Genomic DNA, 21,027 nt, shown 5'->3' with positions numbered 1-21,027 from the left:
GATGTCCCGGAGATGCCTGATCGCAGACTCGCCGCAGCCGTGCCCGTCGTCGTGATGGTCGTCGTCGGCCTCGTGGCTGCGGGCGGCAGGTTCGGCGGAGGCGACAACGGCGGCCTGGCGTTCGCGCTCATGGTCGTCCTGGTGCTCGGGTCGCTGGCCTTCGGCTGGTGGTACTCGCTGCAGCGCCAGAAGGCGCTCCAGCAGTGGGCCGCGCGGAACGGCTGGACGTACTACGGCACGGACCAGAGCCTGGTCTCGCGGTGGCGTGGAACGCCCTTCGGGCACGGGAGCTCGCGCCGGGTGAGCGAGCTCGTGGTCGGCAGGTGGGGCGGGCTCCCCGCGATGTCGTTCGCCTACCGGTACACCACGGGGTCGGGCAAGAACCGCACGACGCACCACTACTGGGTGTGCGCGGTGTCCATGCCCACCTGGCTGCCGACCCTCCAGCTCACGCCGCAGGGGTTCGGCGCCCGGATCGTCACCGCGCTCGGCGGGCAGGACATCGAGTTCGAGTCGGAGGACTTCAACCGAGCGTGGCGGGTCGAGGCCCGCGACGCGAAGTTCGCCCACGACATCCTTCACCCGCGGATGCTCGAGCGGCTGGTCCGCGGCGACGCCCGCGGCCTGAGCCTGCGGATGGAGGGCGCGGACGTGCTCTGCTGGAGCCAGGAGCTGCCCGACCTCGACCGGCTCGCCGCCCGCCTGGGTGTGATGCGCGCGATGGTCGACGGAGTACCCCGGTACGTGTGGCTCGACCACGGCTACGATCCTGAGCAGATCCGAACCGACCTTGGAGAACCATGGACGCCCTAGGCATCGTCCTGCTCGTGCTCGTCGTCCTCGTCGTGCTCGTCGGCCTGTGGGCCGTGGCCACGTACAACGGGTTCGTCAGGTTGCGGAACCTGGTGCAGGAGTCCTGGCGGCAGATCGACGTCGAGCTGCACCGGCGGCACGACCTGATCCCGAACCTCGTCGAGACGGTCAAGGGCTACGCCGCGCACGAGCGCGGGGTGTTCGACGAGGTCACCAAGGCGCGTGCGATGGCCGCGGCGCCCGGCTCGGGGGTCGCCGAGCAGGCCGCCCAGGAGAACGCGCTCACCGCCGCGCTCGGCCGGCTCTTCGCGGTCGCCGAGAACTACCCCGTGCTGCGGGCCAGCGAGAACTTCTCCCAGCTGCAGACCGAGCTCGCCACCACCGAGGACCGGATCGCCGCGGGCCGCCGGTTCTACAACGCGAACGTGCGTGCGCTGAACACCAAGGTCGAGACCTTCCCGGCGAACGTCATCGCCGGCATGTTCGGGTTCCAGCGCGCCGAGTACTTCGAGGTCACCGACCCCCAGGTGCGCCAGGCCCCGCAGGTCGACTTCGGCGCCTGAACCGCACCGCGGTTCAGGCCGCGAGCAGGAGCGCCGTCAGCACGACGCTCGCGGCGATCTCGCCGAGTCCGATCGCCATCGGGGCGGCACCCGGCCGGCGCATCGGGACGAGCCACGCTCGGGCGGCGAGCGCCGCGAACAGCACCATGAGCGGCGCCGTCAGCCACGGGTCGAGCCGTCCGGGACCCACCGCCCCGAGGACCACCGGGACGACGCCGACGGCCGCCGCATGCCAGAGCACGGACGCCGCGAGCACCGCCCGATTGCCGCGCTCGCGGATCATCGACTTCACGTAGGCGACCGTGCCGAGGAAGTACAGCGCGAGCACCGCGACGAGCTGCCATGCCCCGACGGAGCCACCCACCAGGGCGGCAGGGCTCGGGGACGTCGCGGCCTGCGGCGTGTGCGCCACCGCGGCCAGCAGGCAAGCGGCGGTCACTGTGACGACGTCGTTGAGCCAGGACCGCTCCGCACGCCGCCAGGAGGCCGCGAGCGAGATCGCCAGCAGCGGCACGAAGACCGCCGCCCACCACGTCAGGCTCGGCCGCAGTGCGAGCAGCGTCGCGCCGAGAACCACGGCACCGAGCCCGTAGACCTGCACCGGCCGCCGGTAGCGGGCCTTGCCGCGCGCCTTGAGCAGCAGCGCCGACGCCTGGAACGCGAGGTAGCCGGCCAGCCACGTCGCGACGAGCAGCGCCTGCCAGGGTTGCGGACCGGCGTGCGCGATGCCGACCAGCGGCGGGACCACGAGCATCGCCCACGCGCCGTGCTGCTGCGGAACCCAGCCGGGGCTCCGGCGTCGCCGCGCGGCCGGAACGTGCGTCGCGGTCACGCGGGACGGTCAGACCAGCTCGACGAGGTCGCCGACCCCGTCCACCACCCGGGTCGGGCGGAACGGGAAGCGACCCAGGTCGCTCGCAGTGGTGGAGCCGGACAGCACCAGGAACGTCCGCATCCCGGCCTCCATCCCGGCGACGACGTCGGTGTCCATCCGGTCGCCGATCATCGCCGTGGTCTCCGAGTGCGCCTCGATCCGGTTGAGCGCCGAGCGGAACATCATCGGGTTGGGCTTGCCCACGTAGTAGGGCTTGCGCTGGGCTGCGGCGCTGATCATCGCGGCGACAGCGCCGGTCGCGGGCAGGTCGCCCTCGGTGCTCGGGCCGGTCACGTCGGGGTTGGTCGCGATGAACTTCGAGCCGCCCTGGATCAGCCGGATCGCCTTGGTGATCGCCTCGAACGAGTAGGTGCGGGTCTCGCCGAGCACCACGTAGTCCGGGTCCGCGTCGGTCAGCGTGTAGCCGGCCTCGTGCAGGGCCGTGGTCAGGCCGGCCTCGCCGATCGCGTACGCCGAGCCGCCGGGTGCCTGCTCGGCCAGGAAGGTCGCGGTGGCCAGCGCGGAGGTCCAGATCGACTCCTCGGGCACCTCGAGTCCCGAGCCGCGCAGCCGGGCGGCCAGGTCCCGCGGGGTGTAGATCGAGTTGTTCGTCAGGACGAGGAACGGCCGGCCGTTGTCCCGCAGCGCGCGGATGAAGTCGGCCGCACCGGGGAGTGCGGTCCCCTCGTGGACCAGGACGCCGTCCATGTCCGTCAGCCACGAGTGGATCGCGCGCTCGGTCATCAGGCCATGTCCTCTCGTTCCACCCGCTCCCGCTCGGCCGGGTCCTCATAGCGTTCCAGGTCCGGGTCGGCCTTGCGGGCGCGGCGCGCCCGCAGCCAGGCGAGCCCGACCGGGAGCACGGAGACCGCGACGACGGCGACCAGCAGGTACTCGATGTTGTTGCGGACGAACGGGATGTTGCCGAGCAGGTAGCCGAGGACCGTGACGCCCACGCCCCACAGCAGAGCGCCGACCAGGTCGAAGGCGACGAACTTGCCGTAGCGCATCCGGCCGATCCCGGCCGCGGCCGCGGAGTAGGTCCGCACGAACGGCACGAACCGCGCGACGATGATCGTGCCGCCGCCGTACTTGTCGAAGTACCGGTAGGTCTCGTCGATGTGCTCGCGCTTGAAGAACCGGGAGTCGGGCCGGTTGAAGATCCTGGGTCCGGCCTTGCGGCCGATCCAGTAGGCGTTCTGGTCCCCCGCGAACGCGGCGAGGAAGACCAGCAGGCACAGCAGCCAGAGCGGGAAGTCGAGCTGCTCCTGGGCCACCAGGGCGCCCGCGGTGAACAGCAGCGAGTCGCCCGGCAGGAGCGGGAAGAACAGGCCGGTCTCGATGAAGACCACCACCACCACGCCGATGATCGCGTAGGTGCCGAAGGACTCGATCAGGTACTCGGCGTTCAGCCAGTCCGGGCCGAGCGTGGCGACGGGGGACATCGCGGCACCGGTGGTCAGAAGCGTCGGGATCACCGGGCAAGCCTACGGGCCGAGCCTGGAGGCGGCCCGGTCGGGACTGTGCACGCGCTGTGCGGGGACGGTGCAGGTGTGGGCGGGATCGTCGGCGCGGGCGGACCGGCGACGGGCCGGCCGGCGCGGCACCGGGGAGAGGCTGGGGTGGCGAGTGGATCCCGCAGGACGTCCCGGCTGGGTAGGGTCGTGCGGTCGAAACGGGTCAACGGGAGGTGGCTGGGTGACGGGGGTGCTCGCGCTCGAGCGGGTGACGCGGGACTTCGGTGACCGGCGCGCACTGGACGAGGTCTCCTTCGAGGTCCGGCCCGGTCGCACCACCGGGTTCGTCGGCGCGAACGGTGCCGGCAAGACCACCGCGATGCGGATCGTGATGGGGGTGCTCGCGGCGACGGCCGGCGAGGTGACCCTCGGCGGACGCCCGCTCACCCGCGAGGTCCGCCGGACGTTCGGCTACATGCCCGAGGAGCGTGGCCTGTACCCGCGGATGCGTGTGCTCGACCAGCTCGTCTACCTGGGCCGGGTCTACGGGCTCAGCGCGTCCCAGGCCCGCGCGCACTCGGAGGAGATGCTCGAGCGGCTCGGCCTGAGCGAGCGCGGGCACGACCTGCTGCAGACGTTGTCGCTCGGCAACCAGCAGCGCGTGCAGGTCGCTGCGGCGCTCATGCACGACCCGGTGCTCCTGGTGCTCGACGAGCCGTTCTCCGGGCTCGACCCGCTGGCGATCGACGCCATGGGCGAGCAGCTTCGGGAACGTGCGGCGAGCGGTGTTCCGGTGCTGTTCTCCTCGCACCAGCTCGAGCTCGTCGAGCAGCTGTGCGACGACGTGGTGATCATCGACGACGGCCGGGTGGTCGCGGCCGGCTCGGCCGACGAGCTTCGCGCGCGGCGAGGCGGGCGACGGTACCGGGTCGAGGTCGACGTCCCGCCCGGTACGGACCTCGCGACGCTGGTCGACGCGGTGCCCGGTGCGCGGCTGGTGTCCGTCGACGGCGCCACGGTGCTCGTGGAGCTCGACGACTCCGCCGACGACCAGGTGCTGCTCGCCGCAGCGCAACGGCTCGGGACCCTGCGCGAGCTCGCCCGGGTCCGACCCACGCTGGCCGAGATCTTCCGGGAGGTGGTCCGGTGAGCGCCCCGACGACGAAGCCCACGGCGGAGCCGACGGCGGAGCCCGTCCGCTCCCAGGCGGGTGCCTGGCGTTCGATCGGCGTGGTCGCGGGCCGCGAGATCGCGGTCAAGCTGCGGGACAAGGCCTTCATCGGCTCGACCGTGTTCATGCTGCTCCTGGTCACGGCCGCGACGCTGATCCCGATCCTGCTGCAGCAGCAGACCCCGTCGGTGCGGGTCGCGGTGCAGGGCGCGGGTGCCGCCGAGGTGGTCGACGCCGCAGCAGTGCTCGGGCGTGACGCGCAGGAGTCCGGGACGGCGCTGCCGCCCGCGCTCGCGGTGTTCGGCGTCGGCGGGCTGCCCGCGGCCGACATCACGAGCGTCGAGGTCGAGCCCGGCGGCGACGTCGAGCGGCTCGTGCTCGACGGGGACGTGGACGCCGCAGTGGTCGGCGACGACATCGCGCAGCTCACGGTGCTCGGTGCCGAAGGCGTCCCGGACGAGCTCGACGTGCTGCTGCGGGCCGCGAGCTCGCAGCTCCAGGTGCAGCGCGCGGCGGACGAGGCCGGGCTCACGGCCGAGCAGATGGCCAGCCTGACCAGCCCGGTCATGCCGGAGATCGAGCTGCTCGCGGCCAGCCCGACCGGGGTCGTGCCGCCCGAGCTCCTGGTGCTGGTGTTCGCGTTCCTCTTCTACCTGTCGGTGCTGACCTTCGGCATGTCGATCGCGCAGAGCGTGGTCGAGGAGAAGCAGTCGCGGGTGATCGAGCTGCTGGTGGCGGCGCTGCCGGTGCGGTGGCTGCTGGCCGGCAAGGTGCTCGGCAACACCCTCATGGCGCTCGGGCAGATCGTGGTGATCCTCGGGGCGGGGCTGCTCGGCGCGACCGCGGCGGGCCAGGGCGAGCTGGTCAGCCAGGTGCTCGCGGCGTCCGGCTGGTTCATCGTGTTCTTCCTCCTCGGGTTCGTGATGCTGGCCTGCCTGTGGGCCGTGGCGGGGTCGCTCGCGTCGCGGATCGAGGACCTGCAGGCCACGACCGTGGTGATGCAGGTGCTGGTGATCGTGCCGTTCTTCGCGGCGCTGTTCGCGATGGACCCCGGGCCGCTCCAGCGTCTGCTGTCCTACGTGCCGTTCACCGCACCGTTGCTGATGCCTGCACGGGTGGTGCTCGGCAACGCGGCGCCGTGGGAGCCGCCGCTGTCCGCGCTGCTGGTGCTCGCCACGGGCGTGCTCTTCGTGATCATCGGGGCCCGGCTGTACGAGGGGTCGCTGATGCACACCTCGGCGCGCAGCAGCGTGAAGCAGGCGTGGCGGGGCACGCGGTGAGCGGGGTCCGGCTCGGCACGCCGCTGTCCGACGGTGCGACGCGGGTGCTGCTGCTCGGCGGCGGCGAGCTCGGCAAGGAGGTCGCGATCGAGCTGCAGCGCCTCGGCGCCGAGGTGGTCGTGGCCGACCGCTACCCGAACGCCCCCGCCATGCAGGTCGCCCACCGCTCGCACGTGATCGACATGCTCGACGCGGACGCGCTGCGCGCCGTGCTCGCCGCCGAGCGTCCGCACGTCGTGGTGCCCGAGATCGAGGCGATCGCGACGCACGTGCTGCTCGAGTCCGAGCAGGCCGGGACCCGCGTGGTGCCGACCGCGCGCGCCACCCGGCTCACGATGGACCGCGAGGGGATCCGCCGGCTCGCCGCCGAGGAGCTCGGGCTGCCGACCTCGCCCTACCGGTTCGTCGACTCGGTCGATGAGCTGGCCGCCGCGGTCGACGCCGTCGGGCTGCCGTGCGTGGTCAAGCCCGTGATGTCCTCGTCCGGCAAGGGCCAGTCGGTGGTCCGGACTCGCGAGGACGTCGAGCCCGCCTGGCGCTATGCGCAGACCGGGGGCCGGGCAGCCGCCGCGGGCGACGTGCGGGTGATCGTCGAGGGCTTCGTCGCGTTCGACACCGAGATCACCCTGCTCACCGTGCGGCACAGCGGCGGCACCACGTTCTGCGACCCCATCGGGCACGTGCAGGTGGACGGCGACTACCGCGAGTCCTGGCAGCCCGCCGCGCTGCCGCCCGGAGTGCTCGAGACCGCCCAGGACGTCGCGCGCTCGGTGACCGACGCGCTCGGCGGCTGGGGCGTGTTCGGTGTCGAGCTGTTCGTGGTGGGGGACCAGGTGCTGTTCTCCGAGGTGTCCCCGCGCCCGCACGACACCGGCCTGGTGACCCTGGTCTCGCAGGACCTGTCCGAGTTCGCCCTGCACGCCCGCGCGCTGCTCGGGCTGCCCGCCGGTGAGGTGCTGCGCCTCGGCGGCCGGGACCAGGCGGCGGCGGCGTCGTGCGCGGTGCTCGCCGAGGGCGAGGGTGTGCCGGTGTTCGACGGGGTCGACGCCGCGCTCGCGGTGCCGACGGCCCAGGTCCGGCTGTTCGGGAAGCCGAGCGTGAGCGGGCGGCGCCGGGTGGCGGTCACGTTGGCACGCGGTGCGGACGTGGACGAGGCGCGAGCACGAGCGGTCGAGGCGGCAACGGCGATGCGGGTCGGGCTCGACTGAGTCGGGCGGGCGGCCCGGGCGCGAGGTGAGCGTCCGCGCGCGTATGCCCGCACCTGCCGATGCCGGCGAGGTTCGCGACCGCATCTGGCCGCGATCGGGCCGGCAGGTGTGTCGACGGCGGAGCGCCGTTGCAGGCTGGGCTACGGACGGGCGAGCCGCCAGGTGCGGGTAGGCCTGCCATGGCGTGTGGCGGTTTCCCGCTCGGGGGTGAAGCCGCACTGTTGGTGGACCTTGACGGCGGCGATCCGTTGGTCCTCGAACTCCTGGACGATGACCTGAGCCGGGGTGTCCTCCCAGACCCGGTCCAGGAGCAGCCGCAGGAACTGGGCGCCGAGCCCCTGGCCGCGTCGCTCGGGGATGACGTTGAACCCGATCTCGGCGACCCCGTCCGGGCCCACGAGGTAGTGGATGTGTCCGATGAACTGGTCCATGTCGGTGTCGAGGACGTAGTAGTAGCCCTGCCGTGCGGGTGGCAGGGCGAGCCGGGTCTGGAACGTCGGCCAGTCGCTCTCGGGCCAGTCGATGCAGCCGGTGGTCCGGTCGTAGCCGGGGTAGGTGATGTCCCAGTCGGCGTTGTAGGACATCATCACCGGATCTGCCAGCCACGCCTGCCGGATACCGAACTCCTCGATGGTCGGCGCATGGATGCTCAGCACACTCTCGACCGTAGACCGGCCTGCGTCGGTCGGTGGTCGTGGTGGTCGTGGCCGACGCTCGGGTTGCATAGCTGGGCGGTGGCCATGATGTGCAGCACCCGGTTGGTCTGCCGGTTCCCGGCGTCGGACAGGCAGTGGCTCACATGGCCGCCGGAGGACGCGTCGATCGGTGCGGTTCCGTCTGGAGCCGCCATGGCCGGGTGGCTTCTCGCCGCGGTCTTCCATAGGTCCGTTCCAGGTACTACTCTGTTGCGCGGAGTATTAAGGAGATGGCGTGGATACAAGCCAGCTACTGCGCGGGGTCCTGCCGACCGCGGTGCTCGCGGCGGTCTCGGGCGGCGACGCCCACGGGTACAGCATCGTGCGCACGTTGCGGGGTGCCGGCCTGACCCAGGTCGGTGACGCCTCGGTGTACGGCACGCTGCAGCGGCTCTACGGGGAGGGTTTGGTCTCCACCCACCTGGAGCCGTCCGAACGGGGCCCGGCCCGCAAGTGCTACACCCTCACGGCCGCCGGGGAGGCGACCTTGGACGCGGGAGCCGCGATCTGGTCATCCTTCCGCGACGCCATCGACGAACTGGTCCTGGACCGATCGGAGGCAACGACATGAACGACGACGCCCAGGACCGGGCCGAAGCCTTCGTGCGCAGGGTCGAGACCGCGATGGTCGGTGTCGGTTCAGCGACCCGGGCCGAGCTCACCGACGGCCTGGCCGATCACCTGCTCGAGCGTGGCGATGACGGGCATCGTCTGATCGACGAGGACCTCGACCCCGACGCCTACGCCGCAGAGCTGCTGGGAGCTTCCGCACCGACCGTCGACCACGCGTCCCACCGCCGGTCCCGCACCCTCGTCGGCGCTGTTGTCCTGGCCGTGCTCGTTGCGATCGGCGCATGGGCCGGGTTCACCCGCTGGGAGTCGCCCCAGGCAGCGCCGGAACCTACCGCGTCAACAGGCGCCGCTCAGGTCTACGTCCCCAACGTCCGCGGCCTCAGCAGCGCCGACGCCGTTGCCAGGCTCGAGGCGACCGGCCTGACTGCCGAGCTCCAGACGCTGGACGACGGCGCCTCCCTCCCCGGGACGAGCTCCCTGCCCAGGGACGTCGTCGCGGACCAGGACCCCGCCAACGGCACACCCGTCGACCGAGGGTCCACGGTGATCCTCCTGCTGACCCCCTGATCGACGGCATCAAGCCACGCGCGGCTACGGTCCGACCGCCGTGCCCGACGCCGGGACCCACCACGAGCGCCGTGCTCCGGTGGGACCCTGGAAGGGGGTACGTCAGTCCCCCGTGGAGTCGGGACGAGAAGGTGATCAGCGTGGACTCCACACTCGGGAAGATTCGGTTCGGGGTGCTCTGGGGGCTCGCCGGAATCGCGATGGCCGGGGCGATGGCGGTGTTCTTCTACGAGCCTGGTGTGCTCGAAGAGGGGGTCGCGGGCGTGATGGAGGGCGACCCGGTGACCATGGGAATGGCGCAGCTGATGGCGGCGATGGCCGCGGTGCCGCTGGTCATGGCGGCGGTCGCGCTGTTCCTGCCGACTCGCGCCGGCGCCATCACGAACCTCGCGGTGGGTGTGCCGTACGCGGTGGCCGCGCTGTACGCAGCCGTCCCTGAGCTGGCGGAAGGTGCGTGGCACGCGCACCTGACGCTCGGGGTGGTCTCGGTGGCCGCCGTGGGACTCGTCGTGGGTCTCAGCATCGCCGAGCTGCGGCGGCACTCACGCGAGGACGGTGCGGTGGCGTCGCTCACGGTGGAGCTCACGGCACGGGGAGCGTGACCGGCGACCTGCACGGTGGCCCGGAGGACTCCCGTTGTGGGTCGCGGCGCCGGCGGGCTACCGTCGCGCCGATCGTGATCCATCGCGGGAGGTGAGACCCATGCACGCAGTGTCGGCACAGGGCGCTCCCCTGCAGGCCACGATCGCGCGGCTGAGGTAGTCGCGACCGGAGCGCCCGACGGGCAACCACCGAAGGGCGACTCCCATGAGCAGCACACCCTCAGCGTCTCCGCGCCCCACCTCCGCGACGGCCGTCCGTCGTCCATCGGGCGGCCACCAGCCGCGTCCCACCTCCGCGACGGCCGTCGGCCACCAGTCGCTGCCCTCCGCCACGGACCGGCCGCCTGCCCCGCGCGAGCGCGCTCTCGTGCTCGGTGGCGGGGGATCGGCCGGCAACGCGTGGCTGATCGGCGTGATCGCCGGCCTCGGCGAGGCCGGGCTGGACGTGACCGACGCGGACCTGGTCGTCGGGACGTCGGCCGGCGCGACCGCGGCGGCTCAGATCGCGGGCCGCACCCCGGCCGACCTGTTCGCCGACATCCTCGCTGCACCGGCCGCACCCCGGACGGGTCCCACGGCCGGTGCCGGCCGCGCTCCGCACGCGTCCGTGGCCGAACACCTGGAACGGACCGGCCGGATCATCGCCGCTGCGGCGGACCCGGCCGACATGCGCCGCAGGCTCGGTGCGGCGGCCCTCGACCTGGAGGCGGCCTCGGACGGATCGGCACATGTCCGGTGGCGCGCCATCGTGGCCTCCCGGCTGCCCGACCAGGAGTGGCCGCAGCGGGCGCTGCTGGTCACCGCGGTCGACGCCCGCACCGGCGAACCGGTCGTCTTCGACCGGGACAGGGGGGTCGATCTGGTCGACGCGGTCGCTGCCAGCACGTCCAGCGGCCTGCCGTACCGCATCGGCGACGAGCGGTACCTCGACGGCGGCTACCGGCGAAACGAGAACGCCGACCTGGCGGCGGGGTACGGGCGGGTCCTGGTGCTGTCCCCGCTCGGCGGGCGGACCCGGACGGCCCTCGAGTGGGGCATGCACCTCGACGCGCAGGCCGCCGAGCTACGGGCGGGTGGCAGCCGGGTCGAGACGATCCTCCCGGACGGCCGCTCGCTCGACGCGTTCGGCGGCAACCTGATGGATCCGTCGACCCGCACACCGGCCGCCCGAGCCGGTCGAGACCAGGGTCTTGCCGTCGCGGAGCGGCTCAGCGGGTTCTGGCGCTGACGACCCGAGGAGGCTCCTCGCGGGTCCTGGCGCTGACGACCCGTTGACGGGCCACTTGTTTTTTGCAAGTATGGGAATCGCCGTCACAAATCGATCCACGAGAGGGAGACCGCGATGACCTGGATGTTCGTCAACCTGCCGGTGACCGACCTGGAGCGCGCGAAGGGCTTCTACACATCGCTCGGCTTCACCATCAACCCGCTCTTCACGGATCACAACGCGGCCTGCGTCGTCGTCGAGGACGGGCACAGCGCGTTCATGATCCTGACCCGCGAGTTCTTCCAGACCTTCACCGAGAAGCCGCTCGGCGACCCGAAGGTCGCTCCCTCGGTGGCGACCGCGATCTTCCTCGGCAGCCGCGAGGCGGTCGACGCCACCGTCGCCGACGGTCTTGCCGCGGGCGGCACCGAGGAGCAGCCCGCCTCCGACTACGGCTTCATGTACCAGCGCCAGCTCACCGACCCCGACGGCAACATCCTCGAGTTCGGCTGGATGGACCCGGTCGCGGCCGAGCAGGGGCCCCAGGCGTTCGCGAGCCAGCAGGCCTGAGGTCGATGGCTGCACGGGAGTACGGGCAGTACTGCGGCGTCACGCGAGCGCTCGAGCTCGTCGGTGAGCGCTGGGCGCTGCTCATCATCCGCGACCTGCTGGTCGGGCCGCGCCGTTACGGGGAGCTCGCCGCCGGGCTCCCCCGGATCCCGAGCAACATCCTCGCGGCGCGGCTCAAGGAGCTCCAGGAGGCCGGGATCATCCGGCGGGCACCCCGGTCCCGGGTCATCGTCTACGAGCTGACGCCGTACGGCCGCGAGCTCGAGCCGATCGTGCTCGCGCTCGGCGCGTGGGGGTTCAAGGCGATGGGTGAGCCGCGCGAGGAGCAGATCATCACGCCCGACTCGATGACCATGGCGCTGCGCACCGCGTTCCGACCGCAGGTAGCGGCGGGCCTGCCCGCCACTGCGTACGCGGCGCACCTCGGTCCCGCCGAGCTGCTCATCCGGGTGGACGGTGCCGACCTCGTCGTGAGTCGCGAGGAGGGGCCGGTCGACCTGGCGTTCGCGGCCGGCCCGGACATCCGCCGGGTCATCTCGGGCGAGCTCGCACCGGACCTGGCGATCGCGACCGGCGTGGTCGAGGTGCTGCACGGACGCCGCGACCTCCTCGACCGCTTCGCGCGCACGTTCCACCTGGCGGCCTGACGAGCGCAGGCGCGTCCGATCCCGGTCGGTGCCGACCGCGTGCGCGACCGCACCCGCTCACGCGCGGACCAGCGGAGGCCGCTACTTGCCGAAGTGCCGCTGCAGGTCGCCGTACCCGATCGCGCCGTCGAGGAAGCCGAGCGTGCCGGTGTCGAGCAGCTCACGCCCCGCACGCTCGAGCAGACCGAGCGTGGCCCGCGCAAGGCTCCCGCCCAGGCTCACCCGCCGGACGCCCAACGAGAAGAGGGTGGGCACGTCGATCGTGTTCGCGAGTCCGGCGACCACGTTGAACGGGCCACCGATCGCCTCGGCGAGCCGGCGGATCGTCTCCGCCTCGACGACACCCGGCACGAAGATGCAGTCCGCGCCGGCCTCGAGGTACTTCGCCGCGCGCTCGACCGTCGCGTCGAACGGGTCCCCGGTCAACCCGCCGAAGTAGGTGTCGGTGCGGGCGTTCAGCACGAAGGTGCCGCGCGGCGCGGCGGCCCGGGCCGCGAGCACCCGGTCGACCGCCTCGTCGACGCCGTACAGCCCGCCCGATCGGGCGTCCTCCAGGTTCCCGCCCACCGCCCCGACCTCCAGGGCGAGCGTCACGGTGCGGCCCACGTCCTCCGGGGTCTCGCCGTAGCCGGCCTCGAGGTCTGCCGTGACCGGCACGTCGACCGCGGATGCGATCCGACCGACGTGCTCGAGCATGGTGTCGCGGTCCACCGACTCCCCGTCCGGGACGCCGAGGGCCCACGAGATGCCCGCGCTCGTCGTCGCGACCGCGGGAAAGCCGACCTGCTCGAGGATCCGGGCGGACCCGGCGTCCCAGGCGTTCGGCAGCACGAAACCTGGACCGGCGTGCAGGGCCAGGAGCCTGGCTGCCTTGTCGGTCGGGAGCGACGGCGCATCGCCGTGCGGATCACCGGTGACCACGACCTCATCGTCCGCGCTCACGGGGGTTTGCGACAGCCGAGGCGCCCGCGCCCGCGTGCGAGGTACGGTCGGACCGGCGGCCGCGAGGACTGACGACCCTCGGCCCGGGTTTCTCCGGGCAGGCGGCGCCCGCGCGGACGGCGGACCGACGAGAGGCCGGCGAGACCGCCGGCGAAGGTGTGGTGGCACAGCGACCTGGCCCCCGCCCACACCTCCAGGGCTCCCGCCACCTGGAGGAACGATGAGACCACCTGTACCTGCCGCCGCACCTGTCCGCGCTGCCGTGTCCGCACTCGACGGCGGACCGGTCGGTAGCGCAGCGCCGTCCCGCACCCTCGCCGCCGAGCTCGCCGCCGTGGAGCCCGGCAGCACCGTGTCCCTGATGGGGCACGTGCACCGACGCCGCGAGCTCGCGTCGGTGACCTTCCTCGTCGTGCGCGACCGCTCGGGACTGGCGCAGGTCGTGCTGCGACCCGGCGACGTGCCGCCCGACGGCCTGCCCCCGGAGGAGACCGCCATCGAGGTGACCGGCGTCGCCACGGCGAACCCGCAGGCGCCCGGCGGGATCGAGGTGACCGAGCCACGGGTCGTGCTGCTGACCGAGCCCGCGCTGACCCCGCCGGTCGAGCTCTGGCGCCCGTCCCTCACCGCCGGGCTGCCCGCCCTGCTCGACCACGCGCCGGTGACCTGGCGGCACCCCGCCCAGCGCGCGACCTGGGAGCTCGCGGCCGCGAGCCTGCGCGGCTTCCGCGACGTGCTGACGGCGCGGGGGTTCACCGAGATCCACTCGCCGAAGCTGGTCGAGCAGGCGACCGAGTCCGGCGCCAACGTCTTCGAGGTGGACTACTTCGGCCGGCCCGCGTACCTCGCCCAGAGCCCGCAGTTCTACAAGCAACAGCTGGTCGGGGTCTTCGAGCGGGTCTACGAGGTCGGCCCGGTGTTCCGTGCCGAGCCGCACGACACGGTCCGGCACCTGGCCGAGTACGTCTCGCTCGACGTCGAGCTGGGCTTCATCCGGGACCATCGCGACGTGGTCGCGGTGCTGCGCGACGTGCTGGCCGGGATGGTCGAGGGGATCCGGCAGCACGCCGGCCCGGCGGTCGAGCGCCTCGACCTGACCCTGCCGCGGATCCCCGACGAGGTCCCGACCATCCACTTCGCCGACGCGCTACGACGGGTCGGGGCGCCCGTCGACGAGCCCGACCTGGCGCCCGAGCACGAACGGGCCCTGGGCGCGTGGGCGTCGGAGGAGCTCGACAGCGACGTGCTGGTGGTCGAGGGCTACCCGATGCGGAAGCGACCGTTCTACACGCACGGCTGGACCGGCGAGCCGGTGCCCGGCGGGCCCTGGTCGAACAGCTTCGACCTGCTGTTCCGCGGGCTCGAGCTGGCCACCGGCGGGCAGCGTCTGCACCGGCCGAGCGACTACGAGGCCGCGATCGTCGCGCGCGGTGAACGGCCGTCGGCGTACGCGGCGTACCTGCAGGCATTCGCGCACGGAATGCCACCGCACGGGGGCTTCGCCATCGGGCTCGAACGCTGGGTCGCGCGGCTGACCGGGGCGGCGAACATCCGCGAGGTCACCCTGTTCCCGCGCGACCTCCATCGGCTCACGCCGTGAGAGCCGCGCGCCCGCGACCCGTCAGGACACCCGGCCCAGGGCCAGCGCGGCGAGCATGAGGGCGGCGACGGTCTCGCCGTCGCTGATCGCGCCGCTGCGCACGAGGTCCATGACCTCGGGCCACGGGACCGTGCGGACCGCGCTGATGCCCTCCTCGCACTGGTCCTCGTGCGGGGCGGTGTCGGCGGGGCGCAGGCCGCGAGCGAGCACCACGTGCTCGGGTGCCACGCACACGCCGTTCAGCGCGAAGGTCGAGCCCACGGGTTCGAGCACGTCGGCGACCAGACCGGTCTCCTCGGCGAGCTCGCGGGCCGCGGCGACCAACAGGTCCTGCCCGTCGGCGCCGCCGGCCGGCACCTCGAGGGACAGCCCGACGGTGTGCCGGTCGACCTCGACGAGCACCACCTCGTCGGCGTCGGTCAGCGGGACGACGAAGACCGCGGGGTGGCGCAGCTCGACGACGCCGTAGATGCCCGGCGTCCCGTCCGGGCGCACCACCTGGTCCTCGCGGACCTTGATCCACGGGTTCTCGTACGGGACACGGGAGGAGGTCACGGGCCAGGCCATGGCCCGAGCCTCGCACGCCGCACCCCCGGACGCGCGCAAGGATGGCCCGGTGGACGACGAGCGTGAGGTCGGGGTCGGGCCGTGGCCCGGCGGACCGGACGCCTGGCCGCGCGTGCCGGGGTCGGACGGAGCGGCGAACCCGCGCGCGCCGCTGGACCCGCGCTACGACCCCGAGCTCCTGGCCGACGGCGACCGCCGCAACGTCGTCGACGCCTACCGGTACTGGACGGTCGAGGCGATAGTCGCGGACCTCGACACCCGAAGGCACGCGTTCCACGTCGCGATCGAGAACTGGGCCCACGACCTCAACATCGGGTCGGTCGTGCGCACCGCGAACGCGTTCCTCGCCGCCGAGGTCCACATCGTCGGCCGCCGCCGGTGGAACCGTCGTGGCGCGATGGTCACCGACCGCTACCAGCACATCCGCCACCACCCCGAGGTCGCCGACCTGGTCGCCTGGGCCGCGACCGCCGGCCCGGGTGGCGGCCCGCTGCCACTGCTCGGCATCGACAACACCGAGGGGTCGGTGCCGCTCGAGGGCTACCCGCTGCCCGAGGCGTGCGTGCTGGTGCTCGGCCAGGAAGGCGCGGGCCTCTCGCCCGACGCCGTGGCCGCGTGCGACGACGTGCTGCACATCCGGCAGTTCGGCTCGACGCGCTCGCTGAACGCGGGCGCGGCCGCCGCGATCGCGATGCACACGTGGGTCGTGCGGCACGCAGACATGGGATGAGGGGCTAGGTTGCGGGGGTGCGAACCCTGTACCCGGAGATCGAACCGTACGCGTCCGGCATGCTCGAGGTCGGTGACGGCCACGAGGTCTACTGGGAGACCTCCGGCAACCCCGACGGGAAGCCCGTGGTCTTCCTGCACGGCGGCCCCGGCGGCGGCACCTCCCCCAAGCACCGGCGGCTGTTCGACCCCGAGCGGTACCGGATCGTGCTGCTCGACCAGCGGATGTGCGGCCGCTCGACCCCGCACGCGGCCGAGCCCGGCGCCGACCTGACCGCGAACACCACGTGGCACCTGGTCGCCGACCTCGAGCTGCTGCGCGAGCACCTCGGCATCGACCGGTGGCAGGTGTTCGGCGGCTCCTGGGGCTCGACGCTCGCCCTCGCCTACGCCGAGACCCACCCCGGGCGCGTCACCGAGCTCGTGCTGCGCGGCATCTTCACGCTGCGCCGGTCCGAGCTCGACTGGTTCTACGAGGGCGGTGCCGCGGCGCTCATGCCCGAACTGTGGGAGGGCTTCGTCGCGCCGATCCCGCCGGACCAGCGCCGCTCGATGATGCAGGCCTACCACCGGGCGCTCACCGACCCCGACCCGGCCGTGCACCTGCCGGCCGGTGTCGCGTGGTCCACCTGGGAGGCGTCCACCGTCACGCTCCTGCCGCGCCCCGAGCTGGTCGCCGAGATGGCCGAGCCCGCGCACGCCCTGGCGTTCGCCCGGATCGAGAACCACTACTTCGTCAACGGCGGCTGGTTCGAGGAGGGGCAGCTGATCGCCAACGCCCCGATGCTCGCCGACATCCCGACGGTGATCGTCCAGGGCCGCTACGACCTGTGCACCCCGGCGACCACGGCATGGGACCTGCACCGGGCGCTGCCGAGCGCCGAGCTCGTGATCGTCCCGGACGCGGGGCACGCGTTCGACGAGCCGGGCATCCTGGACGCCCTGATCACGGCCACCGACCGGTTCGCCGAGTGACCCGTCCCGCAGCACACGCGGGGGCCTGACCGGCAGGCGAAGGGTCCCCTCCCGTCCAGGGACTTTCGTGCCACGATGGGGCCGACAGGCACCCACGTTCCACAGGAGACCCCATGCCCATCGCCACTCCCGAGGTCTACGCCGAGATGCTCGACCGGGCCAAGGCTGGCTCGTTCGCCTACCCGGCCATCAACATCACGTCCTCGCAGACGGTCACCGCGGCGATCCAGGGCTTCGCCGAGGCCGAGAGCGACGGCATCATCCAGGTGTCGGTCGGCGGCGCCGAGTACGCCTCCGGATCGACCATCAAGAACCGCGTCGCAGGCTCGCTCGCGCTGGCCGCCTACGCCACCGAGGTCGCCAAGCACTACTCGGTGAACATCGTCCTGCACACCGACCACTGCGTTGAGGCCAACCTCGACTCCTGGGTCCGCCCGCTGCTCGCGTACGAGGCCGAGCAGGTCAAGCGCGGCGAGAACCCGCTCTTCCAGTCCCACATGTTCGACGGCTCGACCATCGCGATCGACCCCAACCTGGTGATCGCCGAGGAGCTGCTCGAGCTCTCGCAGGCCGCCCGCACGATCCTCGAGATCGAGATCGGCGTCGTCGGTGGCGAGGAGGACGGCCACATGGCGGAGATCAACGAGAAGCTGTACACCACGCCCGAGGACGGCCTGAAGACCGTCAAGGCGCTGGGCTCCGGCGAGAAGGGCCGCTACCTGACCGCCCTGACCTTCGGCAACGTGCACGGCGTGTACAAGCCGGGTGCGGTCAAGCTGCGTCCGGCGATCCTCAAGGAGATCCAGGACGTCGTCGGCGCCGAGGTCGGCAAGGACAAGCCGTTCGACCTGGTGTTCCACGGTGGCTCGGGCTCGACGGCCGAGGAGATCGCCGAGGCCGTCGACAACGGCGTCATCAAGATGAACGTCGACACCGACACCCAGTACGCGTTCACCCGTCCGGTCGTGGGCCACATGTTCACGAACTACGACGGCGTGCTGAAGGTCGACGGCGAGGTCGGCAACAAGAAGGCCTACGACCCGCGTGCCTGGGGCAAGATGGCCGAGGCCGGCATGGCCGCGCGCGTCGTCGAGGCCTGCCAGCAGCTGCGGTCCGCCGGCACCAAGATGTGACGACCCTGCGCGACGGTGCCTGACCGCACCCCCACGCACACGACGCCCCGCCGATCGTTCGGCGGGGCGTCGTCGTCTCCGTCCGCAGCACGATCCCGCGATCCCACGATCCCGCGATCCCCCCGAGCTTGCCGAGTTCGCTGGGTGTCGGTGAGTTCGCTGGGTAGGGCCAGCGAACTCGGCGCGAACCAGCGAACTCGGGGTGCGGGGGTCGTGGCGAAGGGGTGTGGGTCAGGCCACGGTGTCGGGGGGCTCGGGGCGCTCGCGGCCGTGCGGGCCGATGTGCGGCAGGGCGGCGTCCGCGGCGGGCTCGGTGTCGTCCTCGACGACCTCGAGGAGCTCGCGGATCCGGGTGACCTCGAGCAGGAAGCGCACCGACTCCGGGGCCCGCAGCACCCGCACCGGCTGCGGCACGCGCGAGGCGAGCCGCGCGAGGAACGCGATGCCGGAGGAGTCCATGAACGTCACGTGCGCGGCGTCGATGTCGATCGGCCGGCCGGCCACCTCGGCGTCCGAGGTCGCCTCCGCCAGGTCGGCCGCGAGGTCCGCGTCGACCTCCCCGGAGAGCACGATCCGGGTCCGGTCCTCGTCGAGGATCACGTGCACCGAGGCGGGCTCGCCGGGGTCGCTCGGAACCGTCGCCTCACCAGGCTTCCGAGGCCCGCTGCTGTTACCGTCTCGCACGTCCGTGTCCTTCGTCCGTGACCCACCTCCGGTGGGCCTGCGGGGAACGCTAGACGATCGGTGGTGGTGATGGTCAAGGAGGGCCGCCGCGCCGACGACGACGTGCTCGCGGAGACCCGTGACCGGGCCCTGCGTTCGACCACCGTCGCGGTCGTGATCACCGCCGCCCTACCGACCGGGACCCCGATCGTGTGGGTCAACGACGCGTACACCCGGAACACCGGCTACACGCTCGCCGAAGCGGTCGGCAAGGACCCCAACCTGCTGCACGGACCGCGCACCGACCACACCGTCACCCACCGGCTCGCCGACGCGGTGCGGCGCGGCGAACCGGCCACCATGACGGCGCTCAACTACCGCAAGGACGGCAGCGAGTTCTGGAACCAGGTCTCGATCTCCCCGATGCGGGACGGCGACGGCCGGATCACGCACTGGGTCGGGCTCGCGCGGGACGTCACCGACCAGGTGGCGCACGCCGATGCGCAGGCCGCGTCGATCCTCGAGGAGCGCAAGGCCCGCGAGGGCCTGGTGATGGTCTCGCGGGTCTCGGACCTGCTCTTCGACCTGGACGACCCGCACGTGCTCGCCGAGATCGCCGACCTGCTGCAGGAGCACACGGTCGGCTGGGCCGGCTTCTTCATCGACGACGGCGGGCTGCGTGCGACGACGGGGATCGACGCGGGGGCCGAGCACCTGCGTCGCCGGCGGAAGCTGCCCGCGGGGGCACCCGACCCGGTGCAGGACCTGCTGGACGGATCCACGGCCGGTCCCCTGGAGGTGCGGCTCGATGCGACGGAGATGGGTCCGACCACGCAGCACCTGGTCGACCACCTGCTCGGCCCGGTTCGCGAGCGGCCCGGCCTCGACGCGGTCGTCGTGCACCCGATCACCGGACGCCGGGTGGTGCAGGGCGTGCTGGTCAGCGCGCCGCGGCACGGCTCGGGGCTGGCCGGGTACTCCGAGCACGAGCTCCGGCTGCTCTACCTGGTGGTGCGACGCGTCGGCATGGCGGCGGACAACGCGCGGCTCTACGCGCGCGAGCACCAGCTCGCCGAGACCCTGCAGCGCGCCATGCTGCCCGAGCAGGCGCACGTCGCGGACCTCGACGTGTGGACCTACTACGCGCCGAGCTCCAACCACGCCCAGGTCGGCGGCGACTGGTACGACGTGCTCGAGGTGACGCCCGGCCACGTCGTCGTCGTGATCGGCGACGTGGTGGGTCACGACGTCGAGGCCGCGGCGGTGATGGGGCAGCTGCGGTCGGTGGTGCGCTCGTACGCGCACGACGACAGCGAGCCCGGCGTGGTGCTCGACCGGGTCGACCAGCACGTCTCCGGTGTGCGGCTGGCCCGTCCGGCGAGCCTCGTCCTGGCCTCGCTGACCCACGGCGAGGGCGGCTGGTTGCTGCGCTGGTCGCGGGCCGGGCACCTGCCGCCGGTGCTGGTCCGTCGCGGCGAGGCCAGGGTCCTCACCGAACCGTCGGGGACGATGATCGGCTTCGGGGCCGGCGGCCGCGGCACCGGCAGCGAGGAGCTGCGACCCGGCGACCTGCTCGTGCTGTTCACCGACGGGTTGATCGAGCGTCGGGACCGCCCGCTGCGCGCGGGTCTGGAGGCCTTGGTGGGGGTCGCCGGTGGCGTCGGCAGCGTGGACGCGGCCGGGGTCGGCGAGGTTCTGCTGTCCCGGTTGGCGGACGCGCCCGAGGACGATGTCGCGGTGGTCGTGCTCCGAGTGCCGGACCCGCACGCGGGACTGATCGTGGAGGATGCCGACGGCCGGCGCCGGCGGTGGTCGCTGCCGAGCGAGCCCGGGTCGATCGCCCGGGCCAGGCACGCCGTGCTGCGGGCCTGCGAGACCTGGGGCATCCCCGGTCAGCAGAGTGCCGAGCTCGTGGTCTCCGAGCTCGTCGCGAACGCGGTGCTGCACGGGTGGGGGCACGTGGTGCTCCGGCTGTTCGACGTCGGTGGTGCGCTGCGCATCGAGGTGGAGGACGCGAACCCGTCGCCGCCGGTCAGCGTGGACGGTCACGAGGGGCGGGTCGGCGGCTACGGCATGCGGATCGTCGAGCGCCTCGCTGACTGGGGCTGGGAGGTCACCGACACCGGCAAGATGGTCTGGGCCGTGGTGCACCCGACGCCGCCGGTGGGCTGAACCGGGCTCGACCGCCCGA

The 21,027-nt window shown here is 72.7% G+C and carries 24 protein-coding genes; 16 read left to right on the top strand and 8 right to left on the bottom strand.

Annotation, left to right across the window (positions count from 1 at the left end; translation table 11 throughout):
• Positions 1 to 12: 12 nt before the first annotated feature.
• Both OEB99_RS13655 and OEB99_RS13650 read left to right on the top strand, forming a co-directional pair.
• Positions 13 to 813, top strand: coding sequence for a hypothetical protein (locus OEB99_RS13655; protein ID WP_263577830.1), 801 nt, complete (start codon positions 13 to 15; stop codon positions 811 to 813).
• A complete protein-coding gene (locus OEB99_RS13650) occupies positions 801 to 1,376 on the top strand; it encodes a LemA family protein (protein ID WP_263577829.1) in 576 nt (191 codons plus the stop codon). The genes OEB99_RS13655 and OEB99_RS13650 overlap by 13 nt, the downstream gene beginning before the upstream one ends.
• 13 nt (positions 1,377 to 1,389) lie before the next feature.
• Here OEB99_RS13650 and OEB99_RS13645 read toward each other — a convergent pair whose 3' ends face one another.
• Genes OEB99_RS13645 through OEB99_RS13635 form a run of 3 tightly spaced genes read right to left on the bottom strand, consistent with a single transcriptional unit; the run spans position 1,390 to position 3,728 of the window.
• A complete protein-coding gene (locus OEB99_RS13645) occupies positions 1,390 to 2,208 on the bottom strand; it encodes a YwiC-like family protein (RefSeq protein WP_263577828.1) in 819 nt (272 codons plus the stop codon).
• A 9-nt stretch (positions 2,209 to 2,217) separates the two neighbouring features.
• On the bottom strand, positions 2,218 to 2,994 hold the full coding sequence (locus tag OEB99_RS13640) for an HAD-IIA family hydrolase (RefSeq protein WP_263577827.1): 777 nt from the start codon (positions 2,992 to 2,994) through the stop codon (positions 2,218 to 2,220).
• Positions 2,994 to 3,728: a DedA family protein gene (locus tag OEB99_RS13635; RefSeq protein WP_263577826.1), complete on the bottom strand. Its 735-nt coding sequence runs from the start codon at positions 3,726 to 3,728 to the stop codon at positions 2,994 to 2,996. Before OEB99_RS13635 ends, OEB99_RS13640 begins: the two co-directional genes overlap by 1 nt.
• A gap of 220 nt (positions 3,729 to 3,948) precedes the next feature.
• Between OEB99_RS13635 and OEB99_RS13630 the strand changes: the two genes are divergently transcribed.
• From OEB99_RS13630 to purT, 3 genes are read left to right on the top strand one after another with little or no spacing between them, the layout of a single operon-like run.
• Positions 3,949 to 4,857 carry an ABC transporter ATP-binding protein gene (locus OEB99_RS13630; RefSeq protein ID WP_318011417.1) on the top strand — a complete coding sequence of 303 codons (909 nt, stop codon included), beginning with the start codon at positions 3,949 to 3,951 and terminating at the stop codon, positions 4,855 to 4,857.
• On the top strand, positions 4,854 to 6,158 hold the full coding sequence (locus OEB99_RS13625) for an ABC transporter permease (RefSeq protein WP_263577825.1): 1,305 nt from the start codon (positions 4,854 to 4,856) through the stop codon (positions 6,156 to 6,158). The genes OEB99_RS13630 and OEB99_RS13625 overlap by 4 nt, the downstream gene beginning before the upstream one ends.
• On the top strand, positions 6,140 to 7,366 hold the full coding sequence (gene purT, locus OEB99_RS13620) for a formate-dependent phosphoribosylglycinamide formyltransferase (RefSeq protein ID WP_263577824.1): 1,227 nt from the start codon (positions 6,140 to 6,142) through the stop codon (positions 7,364 to 7,366). The genes OEB99_RS13625 and purT overlap by 19 nt, the downstream gene beginning before the upstream one ends.
• Before the next feature lie 140 nt (positions 7,367 to 7,506).
• On the opposite strand, the gene OEB99_RS13615 is transcribed toward purT, so the two are convergent.
• Both OEB99_RS13615 and OEB99_RS13610 read right to left on the bottom strand, forming a co-directional pair.
• Positions 7,507 to 8,022 carry a GNAT family N-acetyltransferase gene (locus OEB99_RS13615; protein WP_263577823.1) on the bottom strand — a complete coding sequence of 172 codons (516 nt, stop codon included), beginning with the start codon at positions 8,020 to 8,022 and terminating at the stop codon, positions 7,507 to 7,509.
• The gene (locus tag OEB99_RS13610; protein WP_263577822.1) at positions 8,016 to 8,216 is read right to left on the bottom strand and encodes a transposase; all 201 of its coding nucleotides are present in this window, start codon (positions 8,214 to 8,216) and stop codon (positions 8,016 to 8,018) included. The genes OEB99_RS13615 and OEB99_RS13610 overlap by 7 nt, the downstream gene beginning before the upstream one ends.
• 80 nt (positions 8,217 to 8,296) lie before the next feature.
• Between OEB99_RS13610 and OEB99_RS13605 the strand changes: the two genes are divergently transcribed.
• From OEB99_RS13605 to OEB99_RS13580, 6 genes are all read left to right on the top strand, one after another.
• Positions 8,297 to 8,632, top strand: coding sequence for a PadR family transcriptional regulator (locus tag OEB99_RS13605; RefSeq protein WP_263577821.1), 336 nt, complete (start codon positions 8,297 to 8,299; stop codon positions 8,630 to 8,632).
• On the top strand, positions 8,629 to 9,201 hold the full coding sequence (locus tag OEB99_RS13600) for a PASTA domain-containing protein (protein ID WP_263577820.1): 573 nt from the start codon (positions 8,629 to 8,631) through the stop codon (positions 9,199 to 9,201). The genes OEB99_RS13605 and OEB99_RS13600 overlap by 4 nt, the downstream gene beginning before the upstream one ends.
• A gap of 140 nt (positions 9,202 to 9,341) precedes the next feature.
• Positions 9,342 to 9,803 carry a hypothetical protein gene (locus OEB99_RS13595; RefSeq protein WP_263577819.1) on the top strand — a complete coding sequence of 154 codons (462 nt, stop codon included), beginning with the start codon at positions 9,342 to 9,344 and terminating at the stop codon, positions 9,801 to 9,803.
• Between the two features lie 205 nt (positions 9,804 to 10,008).
• On the top strand, positions 10,009 to 11,031 hold the full coding sequence (locus OEB99_RS13590; RefSeq protein WP_263577818.1) for a patatin-like phospholipase family protein: 1,023 nt from the start codon (positions 10,009 to 10,011) through the stop codon (positions 11,029 to 11,031).
• A 114-nt stretch (positions 11,032 to 11,145) separates the two neighbouring features.
• Positions 11,146 to 11,580 (top strand): VOC family protein, encoded by a 435-nt coding sequence (locus tag OEB99_RS13585; RefSeq protein ID WP_263577817.1) that lies wholly within the window; start codon positions 11,146 to 11,148, stop codon positions 11,578 to 11,580.
• A 5-nt stretch (positions 11,581 to 11,585) separates the two neighbouring features.
• Entirely contained in the window at positions 11,586 to 12,227 is a 642-nt protein-coding gene (locus OEB99_RS13580; protein WP_263577816.1) for a winged helix-turn-helix transcriptional regulator, read from the top strand.
• Positions 12,228 to 12,308: 81 nt separating this feature from the next.
• On the opposite strand, the gene OEB99_RS13575 is transcribed toward OEB99_RS13580, so the two are convergent.
• Positions 12,309 to 13,169: an isocitrate lyase/PEP mutase family protein gene (locus OEB99_RS13575; RefSeq protein ID WP_263577815.1), complete on the bottom strand. Its 861-nt coding sequence runs from the start codon at positions 13,167 to 13,169 to the stop codon at positions 12,309 to 12,311.
• Between the two features lie 262 nt (positions 13,170 to 13,431).
• On the opposite strand from OEB99_RS13575, the gene aspS reads away from it, so the two are divergent.
• Positions 13,432 to 14,769 (top strand): aspartate--tRNA(Asn) ligase, encoded by a 1,338-nt coding sequence (gene aspS / locus OEB99_RS13570; RefSeq protein WP_263577814.1) that lies wholly within the window; start codon positions 13,432 to 13,434, stop codon positions 14,767 to 14,769.
• A 21-nt stretch (positions 14,770 to 14,790) separates the two neighbouring features.
• On the opposite strand, the gene OEB99_RS13565 is transcribed toward aspS, so the two are convergent.
• Complete coding sequence (locus OEB99_RS13565; RefSeq protein WP_263577813.1) at positions 14,791 to 15,336, bottom strand: NUDIX domain-containing protein; 546 nt, start codon at positions 15,334 to 15,336, stop codon at positions 14,791 to 14,793.
• Between OEB99_RS13565 and OEB99_RS13560 the strand changes: the two genes are divergently transcribed.
• The 3 genes from OEB99_RS13560 (at position 15,335) to fbaA (ending at position 18,173) form a co-directional block, all read left to right on the top strand.
• Positions 15,335 to 16,066 (top strand): TrmH family RNA methyltransferase, encoded by a 732-nt coding sequence (locus OEB99_RS13560; protein WP_263577812.1) that lies wholly within the window; start codon positions 15,335 to 15,337, stop codon positions 16,064 to 16,066. The two genes, OEB99_RS13565 and OEB99_RS13560, sit on opposite strands and share 2 nt — an antisense overlap.
• Positions 16,067 to 16,083: 17 nt before the next feature.
• Positions 16,084 to 17,040: a prolyl aminopeptidase gene (gene pip, locus OEB99_RS13555; RefSeq protein WP_263577811.1), complete on the top strand. Its 957-nt coding sequence runs from the start codon at positions 16,084 to 16,086 to the stop codon at positions 17,038 to 17,040.
• A gap of 113 nt (positions 17,041 to 17,153) precedes the next feature.
• Complete coding sequence (fbaA, locus tag OEB99_RS13550; RefSeq protein ID WP_263577810.1) at positions 17,154 to 18,173, top strand: class II fructose-bisphosphate aldolase; 1,020 nt, start codon at positions 17,154 to 17,156, stop codon at positions 18,171 to 18,173.
• 231 nt (positions 18,174 to 18,404) lie between these two features.
• Here fbaA and OEB99_RS13545 read toward each other — a convergent pair whose 3' ends face one another.
• On the bottom strand, positions 18,405 to 18,857 hold the full coding sequence (locus OEB99_RS13545) for an STAS domain-containing protein (protein ID WP_263577809.1): 453 nt from the start codon (positions 18,855 to 18,857) through the stop codon (positions 18,405 to 18,407).
• A gap of 69 nt (positions 18,858 to 18,926) precedes the next feature.
• Here OEB99_RS13545 and OEB99_RS13540 point away from each other — a divergent pair, with 69 nt between their 5' ends.
• Entirely contained in the window at positions 18,927 to 21,008 is a 2,082-nt protein-coding gene (locus OEB99_RS13540; RefSeq protein WP_263577882.1) for a SpoIIE family protein phosphatase, read from the top strand.
• The last annotated feature ends 19 nt before the right edge of the window (positions 21,009 to 21,027 follow it).

Origin of the sequence: Actinotalea endophytica, assembly GCF_025717005.1 — a bacterium.
GTDB lineage: Bacteria > Actinomycetota > Actinomycetes > Actinomycetales > Cellulomonadaceae > Actinotalea.
Note: the sequence above shows the minus strand (reverse complement) of the source record. Positions and strands in the feature narration are given on the sequence as shown.

Bases quoted from the DNA above. Each gene is read 5' to 3' on its own strand.
- OEB99_RS13610 (WP_263577822.1), bottom strand. From the start codon at position 8,216: ATGGCGGCTCCAGACGGAACCGCACCGATCGACGCGTCCTCCGGCGGC.
- OEB99_RS13560 (WP_263577812.1), top strand. From the start codon at position 15,335: ATGGCCCGAGCCTCGCACGCCGCACCCCCGGACGCGCGCAAGGATGGC.
- OEB99_RS13600 (WP_263577820.1), top strand. From the start codon at position 8,629: ATGAACGACGACGCCCAGGACCGGGCCGAAGCCTTCGTGCGCAGGGTC.
- OEB99_RS13580 (WP_263577816.1), top strand. From the start codon at position 11,586: ATGGCTGCACGGGAGTACGGGCAGTACTGCGGCGTCACGCGAGCGCTC.
- fbaA (WP_263577810.1), top strand. From the start codon at position 17,154: ATGCCCATCGCCACTCCCGAGGTCTACGCCGAGATGCTCGACCGGGCC.
- OEB99_RS13565 (WP_263577813.1), bottom strand. From the start codon at position 15,336: ATGGCCTGGCCCGTGACCTCCTCCCGTGTCCCGTACGAGAACCCGTGG.
- OEB99_RS13590 (WP_263577818.1), top strand. From the start codon at position 10,009: ATGAGCAGCACACCCTCAGCGTCTCCGCGCCCCACCTCCGCGACGGCC.
- OEB99_RS13650 (WP_263577829.1), top strand. From the start codon at position 801: ATGGACGCCCTAGGCATCGTCCTGCTCGTGCTCGTCGTCCTCGTCGTG.
- OEB99_RS13640 (WP_263577827.1), bottom strand. From the start codon at position 2,994: ATGACCGAGCGCGCGATCCACTCGTGGCTGACGGACATGGACGGCGTC.
- OEB99_RS13540 (WP_263577882.1), top strand. From the start codon at position 18,927: ATGGTCAAGGAGGGCCGCCGCGCCGACGACGACGTGCTCGCGGAGACC.
- OEB99_RS13655 (WP_263577830.1), top strand. From the start codon at position 13: ATGCCTGATCGCAGACTCGCCGCAGCCGTGCCCGTCGTCGTGATGGTC.
- OEB99_RS13585 (WP_263577817.1), top strand. From the start codon at position 11,146: ATGACCTGGATGTTCGTCAACCTGCCGGTGACCGACCTGGAGCGCGCG.